Source organism: Bacillus sp. MMSF_3353 (assembly GCF_030733445.1).
In the GTDB taxonomy this organism is placed as follows: Bacteria; Bacillota; Bacilli; order Bacillales; family Bacillaceae_G; genus Bacillus_A; species Bacillus_A wiedmannii.
Window position 1 is genome coordinate 42,735 of the sequence record NZ_JASHJA010000001.1, and the last position, 25,818, is coordinate 68,552.

Annotated in this window: 32 protein-coding genes and 2 pseudogenes; 23 read left to right on the forward strand and 11 right to left on the reverse strand. The window is 35.7% G+C overall.

Features of this window, described 5'->3' with window-relative positions:
- Window positions 1-37 precede the first annotated feature (37 nt).
- Both RBB48_RS00245 and RBB48_RS00250 read left to right on the forward strand, forming a co-directional pair.
- Window positions 38-469: a VOC family protein gene (locus RBB48_RS00245; RefSeq protein ID WP_048544430.1), complete on the forward strand. Its 432-nt coding sequence runs from the start codon at window positions 38-40 to the stop codon at window positions 467-469.
- Window positions 470-557: 88 nt separating this feature from the next.
- Window positions 558-2,126: an amidohydrolase gene (locus RBB48_RS00250; protein ID WP_149213744.1), complete on the forward strand. Its 1,569-nt coding sequence runs from the start codon at window positions 558-560 to the stop codon at window positions 2,124-2,126.
- 107 nt (window positions 2,127-2,233) lie between these two features.
- Here the strand turns inward: RBB48_RS00250 and RBB48_RS00255 are convergent, their stop codons facing one another.
- Window positions 2,234-3,037: an NAD kinase gene (locus tag RBB48_RS00255; protein ID WP_048544426.1), complete on the reverse strand. Its 804-nt coding sequence runs from the start codon at window positions 3,035-3,037 to the stop codon at window positions 2,234-2,236.
- A gap of 205 nt (window positions 3,038-3,242) precedes the next feature.
- Between RBB48_RS00255 and RBB48_RS00260 the strand changes: the two genes are divergently transcribed.
- The 5 genes from RBB48_RS00260 (at window position 3,243) to ackA (ending at window position 7,602) form a co-directional block, all read left to right on the forward strand.
- The gene (locus tag RBB48_RS00260) at window positions 3,243-3,881 is read left to right on the forward strand and encodes a DUF2953 domain-containing protein (protein ID WP_088064566.1); all 639 of its coding nucleotides are present in this window, start codon (window positions 3,243-3,245) and stop codon (window positions 3,879-3,881) included.
- Window positions 3,882-3,893: 12 nt separating this feature from the next.
- Window positions 3,894-4,289: a GerW family sporulation protein gene (ytfJ, locus tag RBB48_RS00265; protein ID WP_000350005.1), complete on the forward strand. Its 396-nt coding sequence runs from the start codon at window positions 3,894-3,896 to the stop codon at window positions 4,287-4,289.
- Between the two features lie 134 nt (window positions 4,290-4,423).
- Entirely contained in the window at window positions 4,424-4,924 is a 501-nt protein-coding gene (gene tpx, locus RBB48_RS00270) for a thiol peroxidase (protein WP_046956210.1), read from the forward strand.
- A gap of 198 nt (window positions 4,925-5,122) precedes the next feature.
- Window positions 5,123-6,109 carry a class I SAM-dependent methyltransferase gene (locus RBB48_RS00275; protein ID WP_141542729.1) on the forward strand — a complete coding sequence of 329 codons (987 nt, stop codon included), beginning with the start codon at window positions 5,123-5,125 and terminating at the stop codon, window positions 6,107-6,109.
- A 299-nt stretch (window positions 6,110-6,408) separates the two neighbouring features.
- Window positions 6,409-7,602 (forward strand): acetate kinase, encoded by a 1,194-nt coding sequence (gene ackA, locus RBB48_RS00280; RefSeq protein ID WP_000034571.1) that lies wholly within the window; start codon window positions 6,409-6,411, stop codon window positions 7,600-7,602.
- A gap of 48 nt (window positions 7,603-7,650) precedes the next feature.
- On the opposite strand, the gene RBB48_RS00285 is transcribed toward ackA, so the two are convergent.
- Both RBB48_RS00285 and RBB48_RS00290 read right to left on the reverse strand, forming a co-directional pair.
- The gene (locus RBB48_RS00285) at window positions 7,651-8,064 is read right to left on the reverse strand and encodes an NUDIX hydrolase (RefSeq protein WP_087985406.1); all 414 of its coding nucleotides are present in this window, start codon (window positions 8,062-8,064) and stop codon (window positions 7,651-7,653) included.
- 71 nt (window positions 8,065-8,135) lie between these two features.
- Complete coding sequence (locus RBB48_RS00290; RefSeq protein ID WP_097889196.1) at window positions 8,136-8,771, reverse strand: DUF1796 family putative cysteine peptidase; 636 nt, start codon at window positions 8,769-8,771, stop codon at window positions 8,136-8,138.
- A gap of 137 nt (window positions 8,772-8,908) precedes the next feature.
- Here RBB48_RS00290 and RBB48_RS00295 point away from each other — a divergent pair, with 137 nt between their 5' ends.
- Window positions 8,909-9,742 carry an EcsC family protein gene (locus tag RBB48_RS00295; protein ID WP_001256865.1) on the forward strand — a complete coding sequence of 278 codons (834 nt, stop codon included), beginning with the start codon at window positions 8,909-8,911 and terminating at the stop codon, window positions 9,740-9,742.
- A gap of 32 nt (window positions 9,743-9,774) precedes the next feature.
- On the opposite strand, the gene RBB48_RS00300 is transcribed toward RBB48_RS00295, so the two are convergent.
- The gene (locus RBB48_RS00300) at window positions 9,775-10,437 is read right to left on the reverse strand and encodes a YitT family protein (RefSeq protein WP_048544413.1); all 663 of its coding nucleotides are present in this window, start codon (window positions 10,435-10,437) and stop codon (window positions 9,775-9,777) included.
- 855 nt (window positions 10,438-11,292) lie between these two features.
- On the opposite strand from RBB48_RS00300, the gene RBB48_RS00305 reads away from it, so the two are divergent.
- A complete protein-coding gene (locus RBB48_RS00305) occupies window positions 11,293-11,487 on the forward strand; it encodes a hypothetical protein (protein ID WP_000910293.1) in 195 nt (64 codons plus the stop codon).
- A gap of 28 nt (window positions 11,488-11,515) precedes the next feature.
- On the opposite strand, the gene RBB48_RS00310 is transcribed toward RBB48_RS00305, so the two are convergent.
- Window positions 11,516-11,833, reverse strand: coding sequence for a radical SAM protein (locus tag RBB48_RS00310; RefSeq protein WP_088064564.1), 318 nt, complete (start codon window positions 11,831-11,833; stop codon window positions 11,516-11,518).
- Between the two features lie 166 nt (window positions 11,834-11,999).
- Here RBB48_RS00310 and RBB48_RS00315 point away from each other — a divergent pair, with 166 nt between their 5' ends.
- Both RBB48_RS00315 and argH read left to right on the forward strand, forming a co-directional pair.
- Window positions 12,000-13,205, forward strand: a complete 1,206-nt coding sequence (locus RBB48_RS00315; protein ID WP_000412317.1) for an argininosuccinate synthase — start codon at window positions 12,000-12,002, stop codon at window positions 13,203-13,205.
- Complete coding sequence (gene argH, locus RBB48_RS00320; RefSeq protein ID WP_087985402.1) at window positions 13,202-14,590, forward strand: argininosuccinate lyase; 1,389 nt, start codon at window positions 13,202-13,204, stop codon at window positions 14,588-14,590. The genes RBB48_RS00315 and argH overlap by 4 nt, the downstream gene beginning before the upstream one ends.
- Window positions 14,591-14,666: 76 nt before the next feature.
- Here the strand turns inward: argH and RBB48_RS00325 are convergent, their stop codons facing one another.
- Window positions 14,667-14,846 carry a hypothetical protein gene (locus RBB48_RS00325; RefSeq protein WP_046956214.1) on the reverse strand — a complete coding sequence of 60 codons (180 nt, stop codon included), beginning with the start codon at window positions 14,844-14,846 and terminating at the stop codon, window positions 14,667-14,669.
- Window positions 14,847-14,940: 94 nt separating this feature from the next.
- On the opposite strand from RBB48_RS00325, the pseudogene RBB48_RS00330 reads away from it, so the two are divergent.
- Both RBB48_RS00330 and RBB48_RS00335 read left to right on the forward strand, forming a co-directional pair.
- Window positions 14,941-15,636, forward strand: a pseudogene (locus RBB48_RS00330) (hypothetical protein).
- 98 nt (window positions 15,637-15,734) lie between these two features.
- The gene (locus RBB48_RS00335; RefSeq protein WP_088064563.1) at window positions 15,735-16,157 is read left to right on the forward strand and encodes a VOC family protein; all 423 of its coding nucleotides are present in this window, start codon (window positions 15,735-15,737) and stop codon (window positions 16,155-16,157) included.
- 266 nt (window positions 16,158-16,423) lie between these two features.
- Here the strand turns inward: RBB48_RS00335 and RBB48_RS00340 are convergent, their stop codons facing one another.
- Window positions 16,424-16,882 carry a universal stress protein gene (locus RBB48_RS00340; protein ID WP_001066680.1) on the reverse strand — a complete coding sequence of 153 codons (459 nt, stop codon included), beginning with the start codon at window positions 16,880-16,882 and terminating at the stop codon, window positions 16,424-16,426.
- A gap of 147 nt (window positions 16,883-17,029) precedes the next feature.
- Here RBB48_RS00340 and RBB48_RS00345 point away from each other — a divergent pair, with 147 nt between their 5' ends.
- Window positions 17,030-17,821 (forward strand): SDR family oxidoreductase, encoded by a 792-nt coding sequence (locus tag RBB48_RS00345; RefSeq protein WP_060486605.1) that lies wholly within the window; start codon window positions 17,030-17,032, stop codon window positions 17,819-17,821.
- Window positions 17,822-18,034: 213 nt separating this feature from the next.
- The gene (gene ald, locus RBB48_RS00350; protein WP_046956217.1) at window positions 18,035-19,168 is read left to right on the forward strand and encodes an alanine dehydrogenase; all 1,134 of its coding nucleotides are present in this window, start codon (window positions 18,035-18,037) and stop codon (window positions 19,166-19,168) included.
- A 51-nt stretch (window positions 19,169-19,219) separates the two neighbouring features.
- Here the strand turns inward: ald and RBB48_RS00355 are convergent, their stop codons facing one another.
- The gene (locus tag RBB48_RS00355) at window positions 19,220-19,645 is read right to left on the reverse strand and encodes a hypothetical protein (RefSeq protein WP_087985399.1); all 426 of its coding nucleotides are present in this window, start codon (window positions 19,643-19,645) and stop codon (window positions 19,220-19,222) included.
- The gene (locus RBB48_RS00360) at window positions 19,642-19,857 is read right to left on the reverse strand and encodes a helix-turn-helix transcriptional regulator (protein ID WP_000594567.1); all 216 of its coding nucleotides are present in this window, start codon (window positions 19,855-19,857) and stop codon (window positions 19,642-19,644) included. Before RBB48_RS00360 ends, RBB48_RS00355 begins: the two co-directional genes overlap by 4 nt.
- A 178-nt stretch (window positions 19,858-20,035) precedes the next feature.
- Between RBB48_RS00360 and RBB48_RS00365 the strand changes: the two genes are divergently transcribed.
- The 6 genes and pseudogenes from RBB48_RS00365 to RBB48_RS00390 all read left to right on the forward strand — a co-directional run bounded on the left by RBB48_RS00365 (window position 20,036) and on the right by RBB48_RS00390 (window position 22,519).
- A complete protein-coding gene (locus RBB48_RS00365) occupies window positions 20,036-20,464 on the forward strand; it encodes a hypothetical protein (protein ID WP_088064561.1) in 429 nt (142 codons plus the stop codon).
- Window positions 20,465-20,508: 44 nt separating this feature from the next.
- Window positions 20,509-20,841, forward strand: coding sequence for a cupin domain-containing protein (locus RBB48_RS00370; protein ID WP_000450941.1), 333 nt, complete (start codon window positions 20,509-20,511; stop codon window positions 20,839-20,841).
- A complete protein-coding gene (locus tag RBB48_RS00375; protein WP_306007302.1) occupies window positions 20,838-21,626 on the forward strand; it encodes a GNAT family N-acetyltransferase in 789 nt (262 codons plus the stop codon). Before RBB48_RS00370 ends, RBB48_RS00375 begins: the two co-directional genes overlap by 4 nt.
- Before the next feature lie 2 nt (window positions 21,627-21,628).
- On the forward strand, window positions 21,629-21,973 hold the full coding sequence (locus RBB48_RS00380) for a DUF6176 family protein (RefSeq protein WP_098230310.1): 345 nt from the start codon (window positions 21,629-21,631) through the stop codon (window positions 21,971-21,973).
- Between the two features lie 103 nt (window positions 21,974-22,076).
- Window positions 22,077-22,250 (forward strand): annotated as a pseudogene (locus RBB48_RS00385) (anti sigma factor C-terminal domain-containing protein); the annotation flags it as partial.
- 62 nt (window positions 22,251-22,312) lie between these two features.
- Window positions 22,313-22,519, forward strand: coding sequence for a hypothetical protein (locus tag RBB48_RS00390; protein ID WP_001248904.1), 207 nt, complete (start codon window positions 22,313-22,315; stop codon window positions 22,517-22,519).
- Window positions 22,520-22,533: 14 nt separating this feature from the next.
- On the opposite strand, the gene RBB48_RS00395 is transcribed toward RBB48_RS00390, so the two are convergent.
- Window positions 22,534-23,361, reverse strand: a complete 828-nt coding sequence (locus tag RBB48_RS00395; protein WP_306007303.1) for a DUF2785 domain-containing protein — start codon at window positions 23,359-23,361, stop codon at window positions 22,534-22,536.
- Between the two features lie 93 nt (window positions 23,362-23,454).
- Here RBB48_RS00395 and RBB48_RS00400 point away from each other — a divergent pair, with 93 nt between their 5' ends.
- Complete coding sequence (locus RBB48_RS00400; RefSeq protein WP_306007304.1) at window positions 23,455-23,829, forward strand: hypothetical protein; 375 nt, start codon at window positions 23,455-23,457, stop codon at window positions 23,827-23,829.
- Window positions 23,830-23,869: 40 nt separating this feature from the next.
- Here the strand turns inward: RBB48_RS00400 and pepQ are convergent, their stop codons facing one another.
- The gene (gene pepQ / locus RBB48_RS00405; protein ID WP_016079120.1) at window positions 23,870-24,967 is read right to left on the reverse strand and encodes a Xaa-Pro dipeptidase; all 1,098 of its coding nucleotides are present in this window, start codon (window positions 24,965-24,967) and stop codon (window positions 23,870-23,872) included.
- 149 nt (window positions 24,968-25,116) lie between these two features.
- Here pepQ and RBB48_RS00410 point away from each other — a divergent pair, with 149 nt between their 5' ends.
- Window positions 25,117-25,800 (forward strand): metal-dependent hydrolase, encoded by a 684-nt coding sequence (locus tag RBB48_RS00410; RefSeq protein ID WP_097889203.1) that lies wholly within the window; start codon window positions 25,117-25,119, stop codon window positions 25,798-25,800.
- The last annotated feature ends 18 nt before the right edge of the window (window positions 25,801-25,818 follow it).

A 25,818-nucleotide genomic window follows, 5' to 3' on the forward strand; every position in this document is an offset into this window, starting at 1 on the left:
AGTTCGATTTTTATAAACTTAAAAAAGAGGTGTCCGTATGATTTTAGGTATTAATCCGTACTTAGTTTTAGATGGTAGTGGGCAAGAGGCTGTACAGTTTTATAAAGAGGCGTTAGACGCAAAAGTAGAAATCATGCAAACTTTTGGTGACATGCCTGAAAATCCAGAATACCCGATTCCAGCTGAAGCAAAAGAGCGCGTTTTACATGCTACTTTAAAAGTTGGTAATACGGACCTTATGATTTCTGATACATTCCCAGGTCAAGGGCATGCAATCGGATCTCAAGTAACAATTGCAATTCAAATTAGTAATGCAGAAAAAGCGAAAGAAGTATTCGAAAAGTTACAAGAGGGTGGAGAAGTTATTATGCCACTTCAAGAAACGTTCTGGAGCCCAGCATACGGACAACTTAAAGATAAATTTAGCATTGAATGGCAAATCACAACGAACCCTACTGAACAAAAGTAATTTTTAGAAAGGCACCATTTTTAATCGAAATGGTGCTTTTTTTATACGCTCTAATTTCGTAGACTAAAGGGAAAAGGGGGATGAGCATATGGGAGAAATTTGGTATGGCGGCACCACTTACACGATGCGAGAAGAGAATGAAAAAGTAGAAGCTATTTATGTTGAAAAGGGCATGATTGTTGATGCTGGGAGTAAGGAAGAGCTAGAAAGTCGATATTCAGACGTGAAGTTGTATGACTTAAAAGGCAAAACGATGATCCCAGGTCTCGTTGATAGTCATATGCATCTTATTGGGCACGGGGAGAGGTTACTCCGTCTAGACTTATCAAATTGTACATCTTATAGCGAAGTGTTGACTCTTGTTCAGAAGCGAGTAGAAGAAGCGCCAAAAGGTTCTTGGGTTATTGGAGAAGGCTGGAATGAAAATAATTTTACAGATACAAAACAAGTTCATGTACGTGATTTAGATGAAATCTCTAAAGAACACCCCATTTTATTAAAGCGCGTTTGTCGCCACGTTACATGGGTGAATTCATACATATTGCAAGAAGCGAACATAACAGAGACGACGCAAGACCCGAAAGGAGGAAAAGTCGGCCGGGACGCATTGAATAATTTAACAGGGCTTTTATATGAACAAGGACAAGAACTAATAAAACATGTTCAGCCTGAAATTGATGAAGCCTACTTACAAAGAGCTCTGCAAACAGCGATTAAAGATTGCTGGCAATACGGACTCGTCGGTGGGCATACGGAAGATTTGAATTATTACGGTGGTTTTAGAAAAACGCATAATGCGTTTTCTCATGTTATAAAAGAAATGCCCTTTAAAGCGCATTTGCTCGTTCACCATGAAGTGGCACATGAGCGAAAAGAATATGAAAATGAGCATTATATTGAATTTGGAGCGATGAAAATTTTTTCTGATGGCTCTTTTGGCGGAAGAACAGCTTTATTAAGTGAACCGTATGAAGATGCGCAGGAAACAAATGGAGTTGCAATCTTCTCACGTGAAGAGCTTGCGGAGTTAGTGAAAAAAGCACGGGATTTACATATGCCAGTTGCGATTCATACAATAGGTGATTTATCGCTTGAATATGTCATTGATGCACTTGAATTATATCCACCAGCAGAAGGTTTTCGCGATCGTATTATTCATTGTCAGTTAGCTCGTGAAGAATTGATTGAGAGAATGCAACACTTGCCGGCTATTATCGATATTCAGCCCGTCTTTGTGTCATCGGACTTCCCATCAGTCATTGAAAAACTAGGCGAGCATCGTCTTCGATATGCATATGCTTGGAAGACGTTACTAGAAGCGGGATTACACTGCAACGGTGGGTCTGACGCGCCAATTGAACAAGTGAATCCGTTTTTAGGCATATATAGTGCTGTTACACGTAGAAGTTTTATTGACGGCGTATGCTATATGCCAGAGGAAAGATTAACGGTATATGAAGCTATCTCTTTATTTACAACAGGAAGTGCCTATGCAATCGGAAAAGAAGCGAAGCGAGGGAAAATCGCAAAGGGATATGAAGCGGACTTTACGATAGTAGATCGAAATATATTTGAGGTAGAGGCAGAAGAAATAAAAGAAGTACAAGCAGAAATGACGGTAATTGATGGGAAGATTGTGTATAGGAAAGACGTGTGAAAATATATCGACTTACCGATAAAAAATGACAAGAATAGTGGTCGGTAGCGAGAGAAATAAATAACCGCCGAATTATGGGATCCCATAATTCGGCGGTTATTTTAATGCTATAAAAATGTTCTTTGTACTTTTTCCCAGAAGGAATTGTTTTTTAATTTAACTGTTTTAATTTGTTTATCGCTTAAGCGTACAACAGCTTTTTCCACTTGTTTAATGCTAAGCGCTTCATTATCCATACCGATAACTGGATAATCGTTACCGTCTGGTCGTAGTTTTAAAGTTAGTGTACGCTCGTGATTTAAAATGAATGGTGAACCGAGCGTACGGTATGTGTTGTTATTTAAAGATGCTAATTCGCTTACTTGGAAGCATGGGATAAGCGGATCAACAACCGCACCATGTAATGATTTATTGTAAGCTGTACTTCCTGTTGGGGTAGAAACAACTAAACCGTCCCCTCTAAATGTTTCGAAATATAGATCATCAACGTGAACATCTACAACGAATGTTTTAATAATGCTAGAGCGTAATGAGAACTCATTTAAACAATGGAAAGATGTACCGTGATCTACATCTACCTGAATTGTTGGATATTTTCGCACTTCAATTTCATTTTTTGTAATTTCTTGAAGGGCTGTATCGACGTGATCAATATGGAAATCGCAGTAGAAAGAAGTTTCATCTTTCGTAGAAATCCCTGCGTATAAACAATCTTCTCTAAAACCAGTTTGACGAACGGCTTGTAAGAAAGTTGCATCATCTCCAACACTGACGATAGCGTTTGCATTTTTTGAATGATCTAATATGGTAAAACCATTCTCTTCTAAAATACGATAGATTGGTTTCATTTTTTCAACGAGCGTTGCTTTGTCATCACCATAAAAGAAAAATAAATTGCGACGATCTGCCATTATGTATCCCTCCACTGCAGTTAAATTTTCTGTTCTTCGTGCTACATATCATCCAAATATGTTCCCCGACGATATGTTCAAATAATATATTTCGATATAAAATGTCAAAATCCCTTTTTATTTTTAGAAAAATTTTTATATTCAATTTTAAAGGATTCTGTTTAATGATGAATAAACTTGTCGATAATGGGTACGGAGTGAAAGGATGATACGTATGAAGTGGCTCGTGATTGGAATAATAATTCTTCTCCTTTTTATTTTGCTTATACTATTGTCGAAAATAAAGCTTAAAGTGACATTTTTATATTCAGAAATGGAAAAGCAATGTTTGTTTCAAGTGAAAATATGGATGATTCGATATACGTTTGACGTATTGGAAAGAATTGAAAAACAGCAGAAAAAGACAGGAGAGAAAATCGAAAAAGCTGAAGAAGAAGGCGGAATTGATAATAAAATTATGGCACAACTTGATAGTATAGGGGAACTGATAAAAAAGCTGCAAGAAGTTCATACTATCGTTAAAGATTTTCTCAAACGAGTAAAAATCAATGGTTGGAAATGGCACACCCAAATTGGAGCAGGTGATGCAGCTAGTACTGGAATTGTCACTGGATATGCATGGGGGACAAAAGGAATGGCTGCTGGAGTTGTAGGACAATATATGCATATTGTTGACGTACCAGAATTTGAAATCACCCCTGTTTTTCAAGGGAAAGGATTTGCATCAAGATGTGAGTTAACAGCATCTTTTCGTATATTTCGTGCTATAAAAACGGGTATCAAATTACTCACGTTTATGAGAAGACAAAGATCTGGTACGAATGAAAAATCAGTTCAAGCATAGGGGGGATATAAAGTGGACCATCCAATTCAAGGTTTAATGACAACCGCAATGCAGCATTTAAAACAAATGACTGATGTAAATACAATTGTTGGTGATCCGATTAAAGCGGCAGATGGAAGTGTAATTCTTACCGTTTCAAAAGTTAGTTTCGGATTCGCTGCTGGTGGAAGTGAATTTGGTAAAGTAGAACATTCAGGCCGTCATCCATTTGGCGGGGGAAGTGGTGGAGGAGTTTCTATTAATCCTGTTGCTTTTCTTGTAATAAATGGAGAAGGTGTAAAAGTGTTGCATTTAGATAAGCAAACACACGTCATCGATAAAATAATTGAATTAGCACCACAAGCTGTTGATAAAGTGAAAGAAATGATGGATAAACGAAAAGAAGACGATCCTGAATTTCAAATTTAACAAATAAAGAAGCTAATCAATGGATTAGCTTCTTTAATTTTTTTGTAAATAAAGCGATTTTATTTGCATTATCGATAGGGACAAACTATCATTTACATTGTACATATTTTGTTTAAATAAGGGAGGATTTTCAAGTGGCAAACGTAACTTTTAAAGGTAACCCAATGACTTTAGTTGGAACAGAAGTTAAAGTTGGCGATCAAGCGCCAGAATTCCAAGTATTAGCAAATGACTTATCTCCAGTAAGTTTAGAAACATACAAAGGCGAAGTAAAATTAATTAGTGTTGTACCTTCAATCGATACAGGTGTGTGTGATGCACAAACACGTCGTTTTAACCAAGATGCAGCAGGTATTGAAAACGCGAAAGTGTTAACAATTAGCGCTGACTTACCATTCGCTCAAAAACGCTGGTGTGCAGCAAACGGTTTAGAAAATGTTGTTACACTTTCTGACCACCGCGATCTTTCATTCGGTGAAGCTTACGGCTTAGTAATGAAAGAGCTTCGTTTACTTGCTCGTGCAGTATTCGTAGTAGATAGCAACGACAAAGTAGTTTACGCAGAATACGTAAGCGAAGGTACAAGCCATCCAAACTATGAAGCAGCATTAGAAGCAGCTAAAGCGGCAAAATAATGTGAAGAAATGACCTCTTATAAAGAGGTCGTTTTTTCTCATGTATTGCTGCGTAATGGTACCAATATATGAGAAAAAACGTTATATCATATATAACTTAAAGGGGAGCTCTTTGCAGGAGGTCGCTTTTTCTTTTTGGAAAAAAACACTTTGTGGTATGATATAAGTTATGTGTAAAAGAGAGAAGGAGGAATGTACGTGAGTCAGACAGTAGAAACATTATTTTCTATTTTTGATTCTTCTGCGGTAGTTTTACGTAAAGAATTAGATGTAACATATTTAGAGGCGCTTGTAGAAACAGGTGATAACTTGTTTGAAGGAGCAATTTTACAAGAGGAATTATCCGAATCAGCAATTGAAAGGCTGAATCGTGAATATAGTACGTTTAATGAAGAAACATATAAAGGTGAAGAAATTCGTAAAGCATTTCAGTTAGCCATTTTAAAAGGAATGAAAGAAGGCGTACAAGCGAATCACGAAATGACGCCTGATGCAGTTGGAATGTTCATGAGCTACTTATTCCATAAATTTATGCAAGGGCAAAACGAAATTACTGTTTTAGATCCTGCAATTGGAACAGGTAACTTAATGACTACAGTATTTAATAGCGCCAAAGAAGGACTAGCAATGAGTGGATTTGGTGTAGAAGTGGATGAAGTGTTAATTAAACTTGCTTTAGTAAATGCGAATTTACAAAAGCATGCAATCGAATTCTTCCATCAAGATGGACTAGCGCCACTTTATATCGATCCGGTTGATGCAGTCGTTTCAGACTTACCGATTGGTTACTATCCAAATGAAATCGGTGCAAGTGAATATAAGTTAAAAGCAGATCAAGGAATGTCGTATGCCCATCACCTATTTATTGAACAAAGTGTGAAACATACGAAAGAAGGCGGGTACTTATTCTTCCTAGTACCAAACTTCATTTTTGAAAGTGATCAAGCACCAAAATTACATGCATTTATTAAAGAAACATGTTTTATTCAAGGGCTATTACAGCTACCTGTTTCCATGTTTAAAAACGAGAAAAATGCAAAAAGTATATTTGTTCTCCAAAAGAAAGGTCCTAGTGTAACAATGCCAAAACAGGCGTTATTAGTGGAGTTACCTAAATTCTCCAACATGAAGGCGATGGAGAACATTATGGATCAATTAAATACTTGGTTTGCAACCCACAAATAAGGCAAGGTATATGTAACAGGATTAGTAATTCATGTAGTACAGTTTTATAGGATATGTCATATTTTTAAATATATACTAGATTAAACTGAATTTTTTTGAAATCTGTAATATATATTTTTTCTTGGTGTTACAATTTTTTCACTTGAAATATATGTCGGACGATGTTTAAATTAAAATCGTGAGTATAAAATTCACTAATGATGAAACGTTTTCATATTTAGTGAATTTGATCAGATAAAATCGAGCGGTTTGTGGACATATCCACACAACTACCAAGAGAAAAAGGGGCGAAAGACTAGATGTCAAAAATCATCGCGATTAACGCAGGAAGCTCTTCCTTAAAATTCCAATTATTTGAAATGCCAAGTGAAACAGTATTAACAAAAGGTTTAGTAGAACGTATCGGTTTAGAAGATAGTATCTTCACTATTACTGTAGATGGCGAAAAACAAAAAGAAATTACAAATATTCCAGATCATGCAGTAGCAGTAAATATGCTTCTTAAAAAATTAACTGAAAACGGAATCGTTAAGTCTCTAGATGAGATTGGCGGTATCGGTCACCGTGTTGTTCACGGCGGCGAAAAATTTGCTGACTCTGTTTTAATTACTGATGAAGTATTAGCTGATATCGAAGAGTTAAGCGATTTAGCACCACTTCATAACCCAGCAAACCTTGTTGGTATTAAAGCATTCCAAGAAGTATTACCAAACGTACCAGCAGTAGCAGTATTCGATACAGCATTCCACCAAACAATGCCGGAATCTGCATTCTTATACAGCCTACCATATGAGTACTATGAAAAATTCGGTATCCGTAAATACGGTTTCCACGGAACTTCTCATAAATACGTAACTGAGCGTGCGGCTGAATTATTAGGTCGTCCACTTGAAAGCTTAAGCTTACTTTCTTGTCACTTAGGTAATGGTGCAAGTATCGCAGCAGTAGAAGGCGGTAAATCTATCGATACTTCTATGGGCTTCACTCCACTTGCTGGTGTAACAATGGGTACACGTTCTGGTAACATTGACCCTGCTTTAATTCCATACATCATGGAAAAAACAGGCCAAACAGTAGAAGAAGTAGTTAGCGTATTAAACAAGAAGAGTGGTATGTTAGGTCTTACTGGTTACTCTAGTGACCTACGTGACATCATTGCGAAAGAAGAAGAAGGCGACCACCGTGCGAAAGTAGCACTTGATGTATTCGTAAGCCGTATCCACAAATACATCGGTTCTTACACAGCTCGTATGAAAGGCGTTGACGCTATCATCTTTACAGCTGGTGTAGGTGAAAACAGTGCGATTATTCGTGAGCGTGTATTAGAAGGCCTTGAGTACATGGGCGTATACTTCGACGTAAAACGTAATAACGTATTTGGTGAAGAAGCATTCATCAGCTTCCCACACTCTCCAGTAAAAATTATCGTAATTCCAACTGACGAAGAAGTTATGATCGCTCGTGACGTACTACGTCTTGGAGATATTGGTTAATATACTATATGAAAAAAAGACGAGATCCTATAGGGTTTCGTCTTTTTTCTATTGGATATATTTCAAGATTCCATCTGGATATAGTGCTTTCTCTTTTTGAATGAATGCAGTGAGGGAAATCCATTTTGCATATGACAGTGTTTGTTCATCTTGTATATTCAGTATTTCCATTTCATATAGTGACATGTCTAATAAGCGTAAAGAATATAGCTGAATGATTTCATGACCAATTTCTCCATCTAGATGAAAGATATTTTCTAAGCAGCCTAAATAATTGGTGATTTCCACTTCTGTGTGAAGCTCTTCTTGAAATTCGCGAATAACGGTATGTGCTGATTTTTCACCAAGTTCAATTGAACCGCCAAGAGGTCGGTAATATGTTTCATCGCCTGTATGATATTCTTGTACGAGAAGTCTACCGTGATGTATAGCAATGCCAAAAGCTTTTGCACGTGGATACATATATAATTACTCCTTATTTCTTTTGTATAAGGATGATTATAATGTGTTTTGTAATAAAAAGTATCGTGTATTTAGGACTGCGGTCTAATCGTGAGTCCATCAAATAGGTCACTCCAAAATGCTTCATTGTACTGGTATACATCCATAATAGGGCATTTTATAACGCAAATATTTTGTAATCCCCAATCTTCTTGGGCAACATTTGGTACATCTGCAGGAAGTAGTAATAGGACAGAGAATTTATGTTTAACTATTTGAGATAAAATGTGTTCCAAAGAATGCGCTTCTTCGTATGTTCCTCCAGTTCGAATAAACAATATGGATTCTGCCGTTTCAATTGTAGTTAGAAAACGATGAATTCGATGCTCATAGTTTAACTTAACTTCTGTATAAGAAGGCCAAGAAGTTGGTGTGTTTACATCTGTTTTAAAGTCGTGGCAGGATTCGATTTCATATAGGTTGTCACGGAGTCTTAATTTCGCACCATCATCCCAAAATGAGATGAAAGATAAGTTTTCGAACTGTAGAAAACGGTCAAATCGATTTTGTAATAATACATTCACTTTTTCTAATGAAGGGCTTAGCATAAAATCGATAACACCAAAAAAGGGTGATAATTCGAATTGGTATAACGCCCAAGCAGGCCAGCAGTTTTGTCCTAAGCTGAATACTGCATTATATTCTTTTTTTATATTGGATAGATTCATGTGATTTATCTCATCCTTTTTGCTAATATTTTATGTCACTAAAAAATGGAATGTGAATAAAGATAGACAAGCATATTTGCAAAGAATAAGCAGAAATATGTTACAATAGAAAAAAATCGAACGAGGTGGTTGTTACGATGCGATCGAAGCGAGAACAAGCCATTTTAGACAATATAAAAGAATGGGAATCGCAATTAGTTGAGCAAGAAGCGACTGATTTTCAAAAAATTTTTGATAAATGGGTACATACGACAATTGCGAAATTACCTGAGAAAAAACGAAAAGATTTCTTTACGAAAGCAGATGGATGGCTCTTTCATTTGCATGCATTGATTCAAAGTTCACAATCACAGTTAGACGCGCGTAATCGTATTTTAGGAACGTCGAGATTATTTGATGAATCAATTGAGCAACTAGAAGATTTGAAAGCATTATCTATTGATCAGTTAACATACATAGCAGAGCAGCAAACAGCGCGACATCGCCTATATTCATTCGTACAAGGCGGAGCAACGGGTGCTGGAGGTTTATTATTATTAACGGCTGATTTTCCGGTTATGATTGCATTAAATGTGAAGGCTGTCCAACTTATTGCAACATCATTTGGACATGATGTGAACAAGCCTTATGAAATGATGCTTGCGTTAAAGGTGTTTCATGCGTCATTACTACCAGGAAGGCTTCAGCAATACGCATGGTACAATTTACTGCAAGAGCTAGAGCAAGAAGATTCGTTCTTCTATGAAGGAGACGAAGCGGTATTACAACCAGCTTCTACTGAGGTTGTGTTAAAACAAATTTTGAAAACATTTTCGATTTATGCTCTTCGTCGTAAATTATTCCAAGGTATTCCGGTAATTGGAATGGCAATCGGGTCTACAGTGAACTATCGTTTAACAAGAAATGTTACTGAATTTGCAAATAGATTTTATCAAGTGCGCCACATAGTCGAGAAGGAAAAAAGAGCGTAAAAAAAGCGAGAGGCCGAAGCCTTTCGCTTTTTTTAATTTGTTGCATGCTTTTTGGACATTGGAATAGATACTGGTTGCTTTTCTGCTTTTTTCTCTGCTTTTGGATAATAAATTAAATCCAATGTTTTTGCCTGTACAGCAATTGAAAGAATAGTAAAAGCAATTTCTGTCCAATTTAAATAATATAATGAAAGCGCAAGAACAATCGCGTCAAAGACGAAGAAAATTTGCCCAATTGTAAAACGAGTTCGTTTACTTAATACAATTGTTAAAATGTCGTCTCCGCCGGTTGCACCGCCAAATCGCAATATAAAACCGAGTCCAATACCAGCTAACGCACCGCCAACTACTGCAGCTATAAATAAATTATTTGATAAATCGACCGTAAATGGAGAATAATTTTCCATAAGAGAATAAAATACTCCGAATGAAATCGAACCTAGGAATGAATAACCAACCATTTTTTTACCTAAAAATGAAGCACATAATAAAATAATTGGGATATCCATAATTACAGTTGAAATAGATGGTGAAATATCATAAAAATTTTGGATAAATAGTGCAATTCCTACAAATCCACCTTCTGTTAAGTGGTTTTGGAAGTGAATGTGATATAGCGCTGCTGCTAAAATAAATGAACCGATTAAAACCATAAAAATTTCTTTAATAATTTGTCGACTTTGGATGTTCCTCATCGTTATTCCTTCTTTCCGTAGTTAGTAGTCCTTTTTGTGTTGTAAACTAACTACGAGCTCACATGTAGCTTCAGTTAGTTTACGAAAAAAACTAACTACGCTATATGTCGCTGAAGAAATAACGAATAATCCTCTCGTCCATCAATTCTCCCTACCTTCGTTTTAGTTTAAGTCTTAAAACGACTAAACAAAACGTGGAGTAGGATTCTTCATTTAGCAATCCTGCTCTTCTTTGTTTTGTTTAGCTAGTAACAATTAAGTCCTAAACAAAACGCTACGTGTAAGAAGAGTCTTTTTTTTGCCAAATTATCCTTCGGGCAATCATAATTTCCCCACTCTCGTATTTTTTTCGCTAGACTAAAGTATCTGAGCTGAAAAATACGCTACGTGTATGATTCGTCAATACGATGCCACATGCTCCTTCGAGCGATCATGATATCAAAATCCCTTCCTTCAAGATTTATATTATTATATCATACTTTCAAAAAATGTATGCGGATGGAAACCGACAATAAGCGGAGGAAATCTACAAAAATTGTTATGTTTAAATATTTTTGTAGAAAAGCCTAAGTTATTTTGCAGAATTGGACAGTGTTTTAATGTTTGTCCAATAAGTAAGAAAGAGATGGCGTTTATTCAGTTGTATCTTTCTGGTCACCTTTATCTTTAAAAAACGCATCCCAGCTAATCACACTTAAAAAAGTTAAAGCGATAATAATGAAAGCTCGCATAAAATTGAGACCTCCTTTTGTACATAGTATATGAATAATTCGCTTCAGAATGTGTCATTTTTTTACAAGTCTTAATTGTTATGAGATTATATCAATATAGATAGATGAAAGGGAGAGAGAAGATATGCTAAAAGACATGTTCAAAAGAAAAGAATTAGTATGCGTTTCATGTCAGAAAAAGATTCAATATGAAGAAGAGCTCGTTGCTTTTGTAAAGTTGCCAAAGGAAAGAAGTATATTAGTTGGACCGTTCGATGTGTGTTTAGCGAAAACAGCACAAGAAATATATTGTAAATCGTGTTACGACAAAAAAGCATGACCCAAAGTAATTGAGGGACATGCTTTTTTCATTGGTGTGCTTTTCCCTCAGATACATTTTGAGTGAGTCGATACCAAAGCCAAAGGTCATTAATGATGGAAGCGAGATCGGCAATTTCTGAATTAAGTTTGCAAGAAATTTCGAAGTTTTCTTCGTTATTTAAATGATGCTGTTTTGCATTAATAGAGTGCTCGAGTTCTTTTATACGATCAGGAATCTTTCCTCGAACTTGTTCCCACTTTAATAAAATAGCATGCTGTATTTTTTCGGGGATATCTTCCCAATCTTCTTGTAAATACGGAATTTCAATTCCTAGATGATCATCGTATAAGAAATATTTTTCCATAAGTTCACCCCCGTTTTCCTGCTTATATTGTACATGAAAACAGAAAGAAGCTCGACGGAATTGTTTGAAAAAATTTGAAAATGACTCTTGATACATTTTGTGAAAGGTGTTAAAGTGTGTATTATTATAAAAGAAAATGAATATTTATTCTTTAGGGGGATGCAAAATGGAGAAGAAAAAAGTGGTATTAGCATATTCTGGAGGTCTTGATACTTCCGTTGCAATTAAATGGTTACAAGAGAAGAATTATGATATTATCGCGCTTTGTTTAGACTTAGGGGAAGGTAAAGACTTAGCATTCGTAAAAGAAAAGGCACTTTCAGTAGGTGCAATTAAATCATATATGATTGATGTTCAAGAGGAATTTGCAAATGAATATGCATTGATGGCGATGCAAGCGCACACGTTATACGAAGGGAAATACCCTCTCGTTTCTGCATTATCTCGTCCACTTATCGCTAAGAAATTAGTAGAAATTGCAGAACAAGAAGGGGCGACTGCAGTTGCACACGGATGTACAGGGAAAGGGAATGATCAAGTTCGTTTTGAAGTTTCTATTCAAGCGTTAAATCCTTACTTAGAAGTGATTGCGCCTGTACGTGAATGGAAATGGTCACGTGAAGAAGAAATTGCATATGCAAAAGAAAACGATGTACCCATTCCGATTAATTTAGACAGCCCGTTTTCAATCGATCAAAACTTATGGGGACGCAGTAACGAATGTGGTATTTTAGAAGATCCATGGGCAGCGCCGCCAGAAGATGCGTATGAGATGACATTGGCATTAGAAGATACACCGAATAAACCAGAGTTTGTAGAAATCGGCTTTGAAGCAGGTGTACCGACTACTTTAAATGGCACTGCATATTCACTTTCAGAATTAATTAAAACGTTAAATGCGCTTGCTGGAAAACATGGCGTTGGACGTATCGATCACGTAGAAAATCGCCTCGTTGGTATTAAATCGCGTGAAGTATACGAATGTCCAGCGGCAATGACGTTAATCACAGCACATAAAGAGCTGGAAGATTTAACGCACGTAAAAGAAGTAGCACATTTTAAACCGGTGATTGAGCAGAAAATAACAGAACTTATTTATAACGGTTTATGGTTCTCTCCTTTAAAACAAGCGCTTCATGCTTTCTTACAAGAAACGCAAAAAAATGTAACAGGTACAGTGCGTGTGAAATTATTTAAAGGCCATGCGATTGTAGAAGGACGTAAATCTGAGTACTCTTTATATGACGAAAAATTAGCAACATATACTGCTCAGGACGAATTTAATCATGATGCAGCAGTTGGATTCATTTCATTATTCGGTTTACCGACGAAAGTATACAGCCAAGTGAATCAAAAGAAGGTGGAAGCGTGAGCAAACTTTGGGGCGGACGTTTTACAGAAGAAGCGGAAGCGTGGGTTGAAGAGTTTGGAGCATCCATCTCCTTCGATCAACAATTAGTAAATCAAGATATAAAGGGAAGTATTGCGCACGTAACGATGCTAGCAAAGCAAGGTATCGTTACGAAAGAAGAAGCAGAGAAAATAAAGATAGGGCTTCAGTATTTATTAAAAGAAGCAAAAGAGAATAAGCTTCAATTCTCAGTAGAAGCAGAAGATATTCATTTAAACATTGAAAAAATGTTAATTGAACAAATCGGTGAAGTAGGAGGGAAACTTCATACAGGACGAAGCCGTAATGATCAAGTAGCGACTGATATGCATTTATATTTGAAAGAAAAAGTAGAACATATTATAAAAGCTACAAAACAATTGCAAACTGTTCTTGTTCATCAAGCAGAAAATAATATTGAAACCATTATGCCTGGTTATACGCATTTGCAGCGTGCGCAGCCAATTTCATTTGCTCATCATATTCTCGCTTACTTTTGGATGTTAGAGCGTGATGTGAATCGTTATGAAGATTCATTAAAGCGCATTAACATTTCACCATTAGGAGCAGGAGCGTTAGCTGGGACAACATTCCCGATTGACCGAGAATATAGTGCGGAGCTTCTTGGATTTAATGGACTCTATGAAAATAGTTTAGATGCAGTAAGCGATCGTGATTTCATACTGGAGTTCCTAAGTAACTCATCTATGCTCATGATGCACTTATCACGCTTCTGCGAAGAACTTATTTTATGGAGTAGCCAAGAGTTTCAATTTATTGAAATGAGCGATCAATACGCAACGGGAAGCAGCATTATGCCACAAAAGAAAAATCCGGATATGGCGGAACTTATTCGTGGTAAAACAGGCAGAGTATATGGTAATTTATTTAGTTTACTTACAGTCATGAAAGGATTACCGCTCGCTTACAATAAAGACTTGCAAGAAGATAAAGAAGGAATGTTTGATACAGTAAAAACAGTAGAAGGCTGCCTTCATATTATGGCAGGCATGCTAGAGACGATGACTGTAAACAAAGAAAAAATGGGGCAAGCTGTGACGCAAGATTTCTCTAACGCAACAGAAATTGCTGACTACTTGGCCAGCAAAGGACTCCCATTCCGTCAAGCTCATGAAATTGTTGGGAAGCTAGTGCTACACTGCACACAAAAAGGAATTTATTTAGTAGATGTACCACTTGCAACATATAAAGAAATGAGCTCATTATTTGAAGAAGATTTGTATGAAGTTCTTTCACCATATGCAGCTGTAAAGCGTCGTAACAGTGCTGGCGGGACAGGATTTGAGCAAATTGAGAAAGCTTTGGAGAAGGCGAAGGGATTAGTTGGAGAGTTTGTTGGAAGTTGATTGATTTATAGGGCAGAAGGTACGCGAATCTTAGTAGAGAGAAGCGTACCTTTTTTGTGATTTTTATTGCTTAAAGTTAATCATACTTATGTCGATCTTCCGTAATTCGAATATACTCAATATCCATCAAATCTCTAAGTAATGCACCATTACTTAGTTCCACACCATGTTTTTCTTTAAAATGTGTACGGATTGTATCTAACATTTCGAGCTCTTTCCCGTTCACATCTAAAATAATACGTTCAGAATCATTCATATAGCATCCTCCTTTTTTAACATATATATTTTGTCCGTCTATTTCTAAAAAATGTATGTTAACCTAAAGTTAGGAAATAAGAAAGGAATGGAAAATGAGACGTATTTATTTTATAGGGATAATTTTGTACACGCTAATTGTGTTACATGTTGCATTCCCAAATATCTTTTCATTTGAGGATGTAGAAACAGTACACGTTGGGATATTTATCTTTATTCTATTTGTAGTAGATTGCTGTATTTCGATATGGCTTTCGAAAAGAAAACATGTACAAGATAAAAAAGAAATGGAACGGAAAAAGAGAAAACGTTCATTTTGGATGACGACGTATTGTTTTTCTTTAGTGATAGCTGCTGTTTTTTTTAGTGAGCATATTCCGTTAGAAAGATTAAATATTGGATTTGGAGCGTTCGTATTTGCATACTATTTTTTCGTGCACTTTCTTCCTTATATGAAAGAAAAGCGAGGAGAAGAGGAAAATCCGCTTGTAGAAGAAGCGAGAGAGCAAGAGCATAAGAGAATAGAAGAAGATATACAGAAGCTCGGGGAACAAAAATGATATTTGAAATCTAAAATTATATATGTTCTTTGCTTTATTACGCCGCCAATCGGTTATTTGTATGTATTCTTGCTTCGTAAAAAAATGACAGAAGATGCACGACAATCGTATTTAATGGTTGCGACTATCATGATGGCATTATGGTCTTTGAAGTTCTTACCGCCATATGTATTGGAAGTAGCTGTTGTAGTGGTTGTTTGTTTTGTATTTATAGTGAAGTATGTGAAATGAAGAAAAACAAGAGCCTGTGTTATTAAGCTAATAGATAGATTAAAGCAAGAAATGTTATACTATAATTTGCTTATTCAGTAATAATAGGAGGGATAATAATGGTTCAATCAATAGTTCATATCGCATTAGTAGTAAAAGACTACGATGAGGCAATAGAGTTCTATACAAAGAAACTAAATTTCACACTAGTCCAAGATATATATCAGCCAGAGCAAAACAAAAGATGGGTAGTGGTATCTCCTCCTGGTTCAGTCGGCACCACAATATTACTGGCTAGAGCATCTAAACCTGAGCAAGATTCCTTTATCGGTAACCAATCAGGCGGCAGAGTTTTTCTTTTCTTAAATACTGACGATTTTTGGAGAGATTATAATGAAATGATTTCAAGAGGAATAGAATTTGTGAGAGAGCCGAAAGAGCAAGAATATGGAATAGTTGCAGTATTCAAGGATTTGTACGGGAATTTATGGGATTTGTTACAACTAAAAGATGACCATCCAATTACTCAAAGAATTAAGTAGAATACAGTTTAAACTTGATTAGAAAATCAATTAAAAAATGAGGATTTTAAAATCCATGTAAGAGTGGAGAAAAACAGAGAAGATTTATTTTTATGAGTAAAATGAAACATCTTTATTCTTCTTACACATTCGTGAAAAAAAGGAGTGGATTACCCACTCCTTTTTTATCATTGTTGAGCAACATGTATTTATTGTTCATTCAAGCCTAAAGCTTCATTTCCCTTATCCACCAGTAAAACATGTGGACTTGGTGTTTTATTTATGAATTAAAGATCACCTTGCTCCTCATCACCACGAACAACAAGGACATCGCATTTCGCATAGCGAATAATATGTTCAGAGACGCTACCAATTAGGAAACGCTCAACAGCATTTAAACCAGTTGCACCACACATAATTAAATCTACTTTATGGTTTGGAGCGATTTCTTTTGAAATTTTAGATTTAGGATTACCAAATTCTAATACAGTTTCAATTTTTTCAAGGCCAGCTTCAAGCGCAGTTTTTTTGTAGTCTTCTAATAAGTCTTCTGCAAATAGATTTGCACGTTCAGCAATTGCGCGGCTATAAGCTTCTACTGCTGAGTATGCTTTTACATCAACGATATGAGCAATTGTTAATGTTGCATTGTTGCGTTTTGCGACTTGAATTGCTTTTTTAAAAGCTCTTTCTGCTTCTTTAGAACCATCCACCGCGATTAAAATATTTGTATATGTATTATTCATAGTAAATTCCTCCCAATCATTTTTATTACCGTTTACAACTTTATTATAAAGCAAATTTTGGTAATGTGCTTGCCAGAAACGTTACAGAATTTTGAAAACTTTGCTTTAATTCATTTTAGTTGTAATTGAGGCGAGAACTTGTTACATATGAAGTATAGCAATTTAAAAGGAGGCATGTTTGTGAGACACGCGCTCATTACAGCCGGTACGAAAGGTTTAGGAAAGCAAGTAACAGAAAAGTTATTGGCTAAAGGGTATTCAGTAACAGTAACATATCATAGCGATATAACTGCTATGGAAACGATGAAAGAAACATATAAAAATATGGAAGAGCGTCTACAATTCGTGCAAGCGGATGTCACGAAAAAGGAAGATTTACATAAAATAGTAGAAGAAGCGATAAGCCGTTTTGGTAAAATTGACTTTTTAATTAATAATGCTGGTCCATATGTATTTGAACGAAAAAAGTTAGTCGATTATGAAGAAGACGAATGGAATGAAATGATTCAGGGTAATTTAACAGCGGTATTTCATTTATTAAAACTTGTCGTTCCGGTTATGAGAAAACAGAACTTTGGCCGTATTATTAATTACGGATTCCAAGGGGCAGATAGCGCACCGGGATGGATTTATCGTTCAGCTTTTGCAGCAGCGAAAGTAGGACTTGTTTCATTAACGAAAACAATTGCTTACGAAGAGGCAGAATATGGTATTACTGCAAATATGGTATGTCCTGGTGATATTATTGGTGAAATGAAAGAAGCGACAATTCAAGAAGCACGTCAATTGAAAGAACATAAAACACCAATTGGTAGATCTGGAACAGGTGAAGATATCGCAAGAACGATTTCGTTTTTATGTGAAGACGATTCCGATATGATTACCGGTACAATTATTGAAGTAACTGGTGCAGTAGATGTTATTCATAGACATCGATAGAGCGAAATAAGGTGAAGTTTTGAATAATTGGACAGTTTATCCTTTACGCTGAGAGGTGCGGATAATACTGTCCTTTAATGTAAGATTAAATCTATCGGAAAACTTGTATTATTTTTTTGTCAAATATTGAGATATTATGTTAAAATATAAGAGCGTAGAAAGCGCTTTAAAAATGATTCAGGGGTCATTTCATAACTCAAGGGGGAACTAATAATGCGTATCGGTATTCCAACAGAAATTAAAAATAATGAAAACCGTGTGGCAATGACGCCAGCGGGAGCGGTACATTTAGTACAAAATGGTCATGAAGTTTTTGTTCAAAAAGGATCAGGTATAGGATCAGGCTTTACAGATGAAGAATACGTACAAGCTGGTGCGAAACTTGTTGAAACTGCTGAAGAAGCATGGAATCAAGATATGGTTATGAAGGTGAAAGAGCCAGTTGCAAGTGAATACGGCTATTTCCGCGAAGGTTTAATTTTATTCACATACTTACACTTAGCTCCAGAACCAGAATTAACGAAAGCATTAATTGATAACAAAGTTGTATCAATTGCATACGAAACAGTGCAATTAGACAATCGTTCTTTACCATTACTTGCACCTATGAGTGAAGTAGCTGGTCGTATGTCTGCACAAATCGGTGCACAATTCCTTGAGAAAAACAAAGGCGGTAAAGGTATTTTACTTGCAGGCGTTCCAGGGGTAAAACGCGGCAAAGTAACAATTATCGGCGGTGGTCAAGCTGGTACAAACGCAGCTAAGATTGCAGTAGGTTTAGGTGCAGATGTAACAATCATTGACTTAAGTGCAGAGCGTCTTCGTCAACTAGATGACATTTTCGGTAACCAAGTAAAAACGTTAATGTCTAATCCATACAACATTGCAGAAGCTGTAAAAGAATCTGACCTTGTTATTGGAGCGGTATTAATTCCAGGTGCAAAAGCGCCAAAACTTGTAACAGAAGAAATGATTCAATCAATGGAACCAGGTTCTGTCGTTGTAGATATCGCGATTGACCAAGGTGGTATTTTCGAAACAACTGACCGTATTACAACTCACGACAACCCAACTTACGAAAAACATGGCGTTGTTCATTATGCAGTTGCTAATATGCCAGGAGCAGTTCCACGTACATCAACTCTTGCATTAACAAACGTAACGGTACCATATGCAGTACAAATTGCGAACAAAGGCTACAAAGATGCTTGCTTAGGCAACACTGCATTATTAAAAGGTATTAACACATTAGACGGATATGTAACATTCGAAGCAGTTGCAGAAGCACACGGTTTACAATATGCTGATGCGAAAGAGCTTCTTGAAAAAGCTCCTGCTTTATCATAATAGAAATACATGTAAGCCCCTCCTTTTGTAAGGAGGGGCTTTTTGCTTGGATTAATTGTCTAGTTTCTTTACAATTTTCAATCCGAACATCATTGTAAAGAAAAGAATGCCGAATAAGTAATATAAGGCATACTCAACTCGTATCATCGAATTTTTGTCAGTGATATATAAAATAAATAGTATCGCAGAACCGATTAAATGAGAGAGACCAAAAATTTGCGCCATAAGTTTTAAACTCATCTTCTCGATTCTTTCATCCATCTCAGGTAATGGATATTTTTCGGGATCGCTCTTTTTTTTCTTAAAGAATATTTGTTTCACTACGAATAGTATCGAGTCTAAGAGTATAAATACGCCAGCGAATAGAAGGACAGAAGTAATTTTTTCTTCATCATTACTAGTGAAATAAAGAAAAGTTGAACCTAACAATAAAAAGGTAAGATGCGAAATGAACTTTTGATTAAAAGGGTTTTTCATTCTTTTTCCTCCCCGGTTTTATCTAATTGAAATAAATCTTCTACTTTACAGTTGAAAAACTCACATAATTTCAATGCTAATTCTAAACTCGGGTTGTATTTATTCTTCTCGATAGCGATGAGGGATTGTCTAGTGATTTGAACAGAGGAAGCTAATTGTTCTTGGGTGATGTCTCTAACGACGCGGAATTGTTTCACCTTATTTTTAATCAAATATACAAAGTCTCCTTTTTGTAAATTTGTTACATTTACTATATCCATTTTTAGGTAATAAGTAAATAAAACTTTACAAAAAGTAAACAAAACTTTACGTGAAATATAGCTTGTTATAATGTTATTTTTTGTGATAATTTGGAATTAAATGAAAAAAGAAGTCGAAAGAGGAGATTTAATGGGGAGTAAAAAGCGGAAGAAAAGGCAAGTTAAAAGACAAAAGTATATGAAGAAAAAACAGGAACAGAACATACCTCTATCACAAAAAATAGTCATTATGATAGAGAAAACATTTCGGTATATTTGTATGGCTCTGTATGTAATTTTGTGTCTTTATTCAGCTAGGGTGTTTTACAGTTTTGGGATAACACCCAATATTATTGAGAATGTTTTTGGGTATCTCCTTGTCGCAATAGAGCTAGTCTTATTCTTTATATTATTTAATAAAGTGTGGCCTAGTTATGAAAGTAAGAACGATAAGCAAAGAAAAATGAGAAAAAAATCTTCAGATGCTTCAAGCTCATCAAGTGGATTCGGTGACTACAGTAGCAACGATTGTAGCAGCTCAAGTGATAGTGGAGGAGATTGCGGAGGTGGTGGAGACTAAGTTGTTTTTTCAGAAGAACGACTAATGAAAGGGTGGGACGAAAGATGGAAACTGTGAACTTAATAGAATTAACAAAGGACATTCAAGATCAACATAAAAACTTCGTCGTTTCAAATGTAAATAGTCATTGCTTACGAATCGCTGTATTTACTGGTGAATATGATTGGCACTATCATTCTAATTCGGATGAATTATTCATTGTGCTAGAGGGAGAATTACTTATCGATTTTGAAGATGGAGAAACAGCAGTTTTAAAGCCGAATGATTCTATCTTAATTCCAGCATGCACGATTCATAGAACGAGAGCATTAAAGAGAACAGTAAATCTTTGTTTTGAAAATATAGAAGCTGATACGATTAAAGTGGAGCAGTTATGAAAAAATTATCTGTAGCTGAGTATAGAAAAATCTTTCCGATTTTAGAAAGTCATACAAAAACGACGACGTTTGCTTATGCGGTATGTGATCAAATGATAGATGGTGAGATTTTTGCAAACGAGAAGTTAACAGCAGGATTAATTCGTACAGCTAACGGTATCTATTATTTATTTGGTGATACGGATGATCATAATTATAACGAAGATTTATTTGCGTATTTAAAAATGGCCATTGAAAAAACAGAGAAGAGATTTACACTCTTCACTTCAATTGAAGAGTGGGAAATGATGATTGAAGGGCGTTTTAGTAATGCACTTCGGGACATGCCTCGAATGAAATTTCAACGAGAAATTTTTGAAGAGAGAAAACGAGATGCAAACAAAAATACATATGAAGTGAAGCGTATTGATAAAAGTGATATAGAACGAAGCAATGAATTTACAGAGGTGTATTATAAAGAATATTGGGGATCAACTGAAGCATTTTTAAATAATGGCTTTGGATTTTGTATAGAACAAGATGGGATGATTGTAGCTGAATGTGTTTCGATATTTAATGGGAATGGATTTGCTGAAATTGATATTGTGACGCATGAATCATATCAAGGAAAAGGATTAGCACAAGCTGTTGCAACGCGGTTTATTGAACATTGCATGCAAAATGATATTACACCGTGCTGGGATTGTTATGTAGACAATATTCCTTCGCAAAAACTAGCTAGTAAATTAAGTTTTAATCATCCAATAGAATATAGATTGTTTGTACGCAAGAAAACGGGGGAATAAAAATGAATGTAGAGTTAACGAGATTCAAAGTGAAACAAGGTAAAAGTCAGCGTGTAGATGCATGGATGCAGCTTCTTAATGACAATATGAAAGAAGTGCTTTTGACACTAAACGACGAAAAGATGTACGTTGAGACAATTTTCCGGGAAATAAGAGATGGAAAAGAATACTTATATTGGTATTCTGTGCAAGGAGAAGGCGGGGCTCTTGTCGAAAATTCTCATCATGAAATTGATAAAAAGCACTTAGAATTTTGGCATGAATGTATTGATGAAGAAGCACCATCTGTTGATATGAAAACAGAAGTCGTTATGATTCAAGATGTTGTGAAGGAAGCGATGAAATAATAGAATAGTATTTTTGAGAGAAGCACATCAAGGTAGGTGTGCTTTTTATTTTGAAAAAAAATTTGAAGAAAAGCTGTATTTAGATATCTTTAAGTGAAAATAAGGGGGGTATCAAAAGTATTTTAGGGAAAACTATAATGAGATGAAAAACTTTGTAGTAAAAGACTTATAAATATACGGTGTAGTTGTAACAGGTAAAACAGAGGATTTACAAAGTTTACAAGGAGCACCGTATATTAAGGCTGCTGTTAGAGGTGTAACAGTTGAGAAATATTGATTACGAGAGATTAATGTGAATAATCAGAAATTTATGTTATAATATGGGAAAAGGAGGTTAATATGAGGCAAATACATGGAGCAATTTATATTTACATAACAATGTTTTTCGTGGCGATATCCTATGGATTAGGGCACGTGTATTCGCATCCTATACTAACTTTTTTAAGCGGAGCATGTATGGCGTTTGCGATTCTTGTCCACCTTTTCTCAGTTTGGATCGTGAAATTTCAATTAAATATTAGTGAAATAGAAGAAGGCACTTTTTGAGTGGCCTTCTTTTTTTAATAATATTTTGGAAGCTCTCGTAGCAATTTTTCAATTTCGCATTCGGTTTCTTCACATATAGAAAGTGTACGTAGTCTGAAAAATAAGCTGCGTAGGAAAGATTTTATATTTCCGTATAGAAACTCGTATGATTCAATATGTAGTGTTTGTTTTTGGGCTGGTAATTGAGCTACTAAGTCATGAAGGGCTAATATGAGTACGTCTTCCTTTAGACTATTTTGTAGCATTGAGACAATCGGATAAACGAGTCGCTCGTCTTCTTCATATTTGTAGTAAATAGAATGGACACAAACTTTGTTTAATAAAGTTTGTAATATTTCTTCGTAATGTAAAGTTTCCAGTTTAGGACTACGAACAAGCGCTTCAAATGTATCAGTAGCATGAGCGATACTATGTGCCCAGCCGTGGTCTTGCACATATCCACGGAAATCATGTTCATTGTTCATATATAGAATCAATTGATCTTTTACAGTTAAAATATCATTCTGTGATAAGAAATTATATTTTGTATCGGCATCAATAATGAGCGCAATTAATAATGTTGTAAATGCGCGGGTAAATACAGCATCTGCGTCATCCGAATGAATTTTATACAATAAATATTTTTCACTCATGCTTTCTAATAATAGTTTCTTTAATTGTGTGTGTGAAATGTAGTCCTTTTTGATGAGATGAAAAAAAGTAGAGTAAATAAGTTTGTCTCTTAAATAGCTATCAGTAACACCGATATGCTCAAGCATATTGGAACTTAAAGAATCAATGTTAAGTGTTTTATTCAGTATGTAATTATTATTACGAATTTCTTCTAACTGTTGTTGTAACATATAAACCTCCTATTTTAGAAAATTCTGTATTTTTATAATATAATAAGAGGAAGAAATAGACAATAAATAAGTGCTTTTGAATGGAGGGGCATTATGAAGAGAGCATTATTCTTTTTTATTAGTATTTTCTTTTTAGGAAGTTGTTCGATTTCGTATGTTACTTTTTCTAGTGAGAGCAAAAGTTGGACGGGGCAATATAAAGGATATATTAAGGATGACAGTGAAGATGGAATGTTTACGTTTCAGTATAAGGGCGGAGATGGAAATACAGAATTTAAAAATTTAGAGATTGCTATTAATGAAACCTTTAGTGCAATGATGCAAACTTCAGAAGTTCATAAAGGAGCAAGGATTGAAATGAAGTCTTCTTGTGTAAGTTGTGCGCCTCTATCTAAAGATGAACCGATAGAGGTTGTGATTAAATGGGATGATAAGTATGAGGAGAAGATGGTGTTAAATTTGAAATAGTAGAGAAAGAAAAAAGGCAGCAATCACGCTGCCTTTTTTCTTATTTCACAAATTGTAATTCTTTCGGGAATTTCGTTAAAATTTCTGACCCGTCTTTTGTGATGTAAATATCATCTTCAATACGAACGCCACCTACGTTTGGTACGTAAATACCTGGCTCGATTGTGAAGACCATACCTTCTTTTAATGGAGACTCGTTACCAGCTTTTACATCTGGATATTCGTGTACGCTAATTCCAAGTCCGTGACCAAGGCGGTGCGGGAAGAAGTCGCCGTAACCTGCATCTGCGATAACAGAACGAGCAGCGTTGTCGATTGCGCCAAGTGTAACACCTGGTTTACATGCTTCAACTGCTTGTAGTTGTCCAGCAAGTACAGTGTTATAAATGCGAGTTTGTTCTTCAGAAATGTCACCGAATGCTACTGTACGTGTAATGTCAGAGCAATAACCTTCAATGATTACGCCTAAATCAAATAGTACGAAATCGCCGCGTTTCATTTTGTTTGCACCTGGAATACCGTGTGGAAGAGCAGAGTTTGCACCTGCTAATACCATCGTATCAAATGACATTTTATGTATGCCTTTTGTTTTTAATTCGTGTTCAATAATTGCTAATACTTCTAGCTCGCTACGATTTTCTTTAATTGCATTTACACCAACTTCAACAGCGTAGTCCGCCATTTTAGCTGCTTCGCGTAAAATAGAAAGTTCTTTTTCATCTTTAATTAAACGAAGTTCACGAACTTTTTCCTCAGCTGATTTGAAAGCTGCATTTGGGAATAACTTTGTTAATTCTTCGTAGCGTTCTACGTTTAAATGTTCTTTTTCAATTGCAACTGCATTTGCATTGATGCCGCGGTCTTTAATTGCTTTTGCAATCATATCCCATGGTCTGTCAGTATCAGTAAATCCGATAATTTCATGTGCCCAGCCAGCGTTACGCGCTTGACCTTCTTCCATTTTAGGGCAAATTAAAATAGGCTCTTTTTCTTGGAATACAAACATACCAAGAAGTCTTTCATGTGGTTCACAGTGGAAGTTTGTCATGTAGAAGACGTTCGGTGTAGAAGTTAAGAACGCAGCTTCTACGTTTTTTTCTTTTAGCCATTGCATTAAATTTTCTAATCTAGCATTCATCGATTGGCACCCCCGAGATATTTAATTACAAATATAACTTTACATCGGAAGAAAGCGTTATGACAAGTAAATAGATGTTAGAAAAGACAGGGAATTGAAAAATCATGTAGAATAAAAAATGAGAATGTGAATAGGGGAGGAATGTAGTAATGAAAGTATCTTATCACGGGCATTCAGTTGTAAAGATTGAAACGAATGGAAAAGTGATTTTAATTGATCCATTTTTAACTGGAAATCCGACAACGGATTTAAAGGCTGAAGATGTCAAAGTAGATGTAATTCTTTTATCGCATGGACATGGTGATCATGTTGGAGATACAGTAGAGCTTGCGAAGAAAAATAATGCAGTTGTTGTGGCACCATTTGAACTAGCGACATTTTTAAGTTGGCAAGGTGTAAATACACATCCGATGCATATTGGTGGTTCGCATGAATTTGACTTCGGAAAAGTGAAGTTTACACAAGCATTCCACGGTTCTAGTTATATTGATGAAGAAAATAAGACGATTACATATACAGGTATGCCAGCAGGTATTTTATTTACAGCAGAAGAGAAAACTGTATACCATGCAGGAGATACCGCTCTATTCTCTGATATGAAATTAATTGGGGAACTGAATAACATTGATATAGCATTTTTACCAATTGGTGATAATTTCACAATGGGGCCAGAAGATGCTGTTTTAGCAGCGAAATGGACTCAGGCGAAAACTGTTGTACCGATGCATTACAATACGTTCCCAGTAATTGAACAAGACCCATATCAATTTGTAGAAAAGCTACAAAATTGTACAGGAAAAGTATTAGAAGCTGGAGAAAGTATTACACTATAGAAAAGAAACCCTTCATTT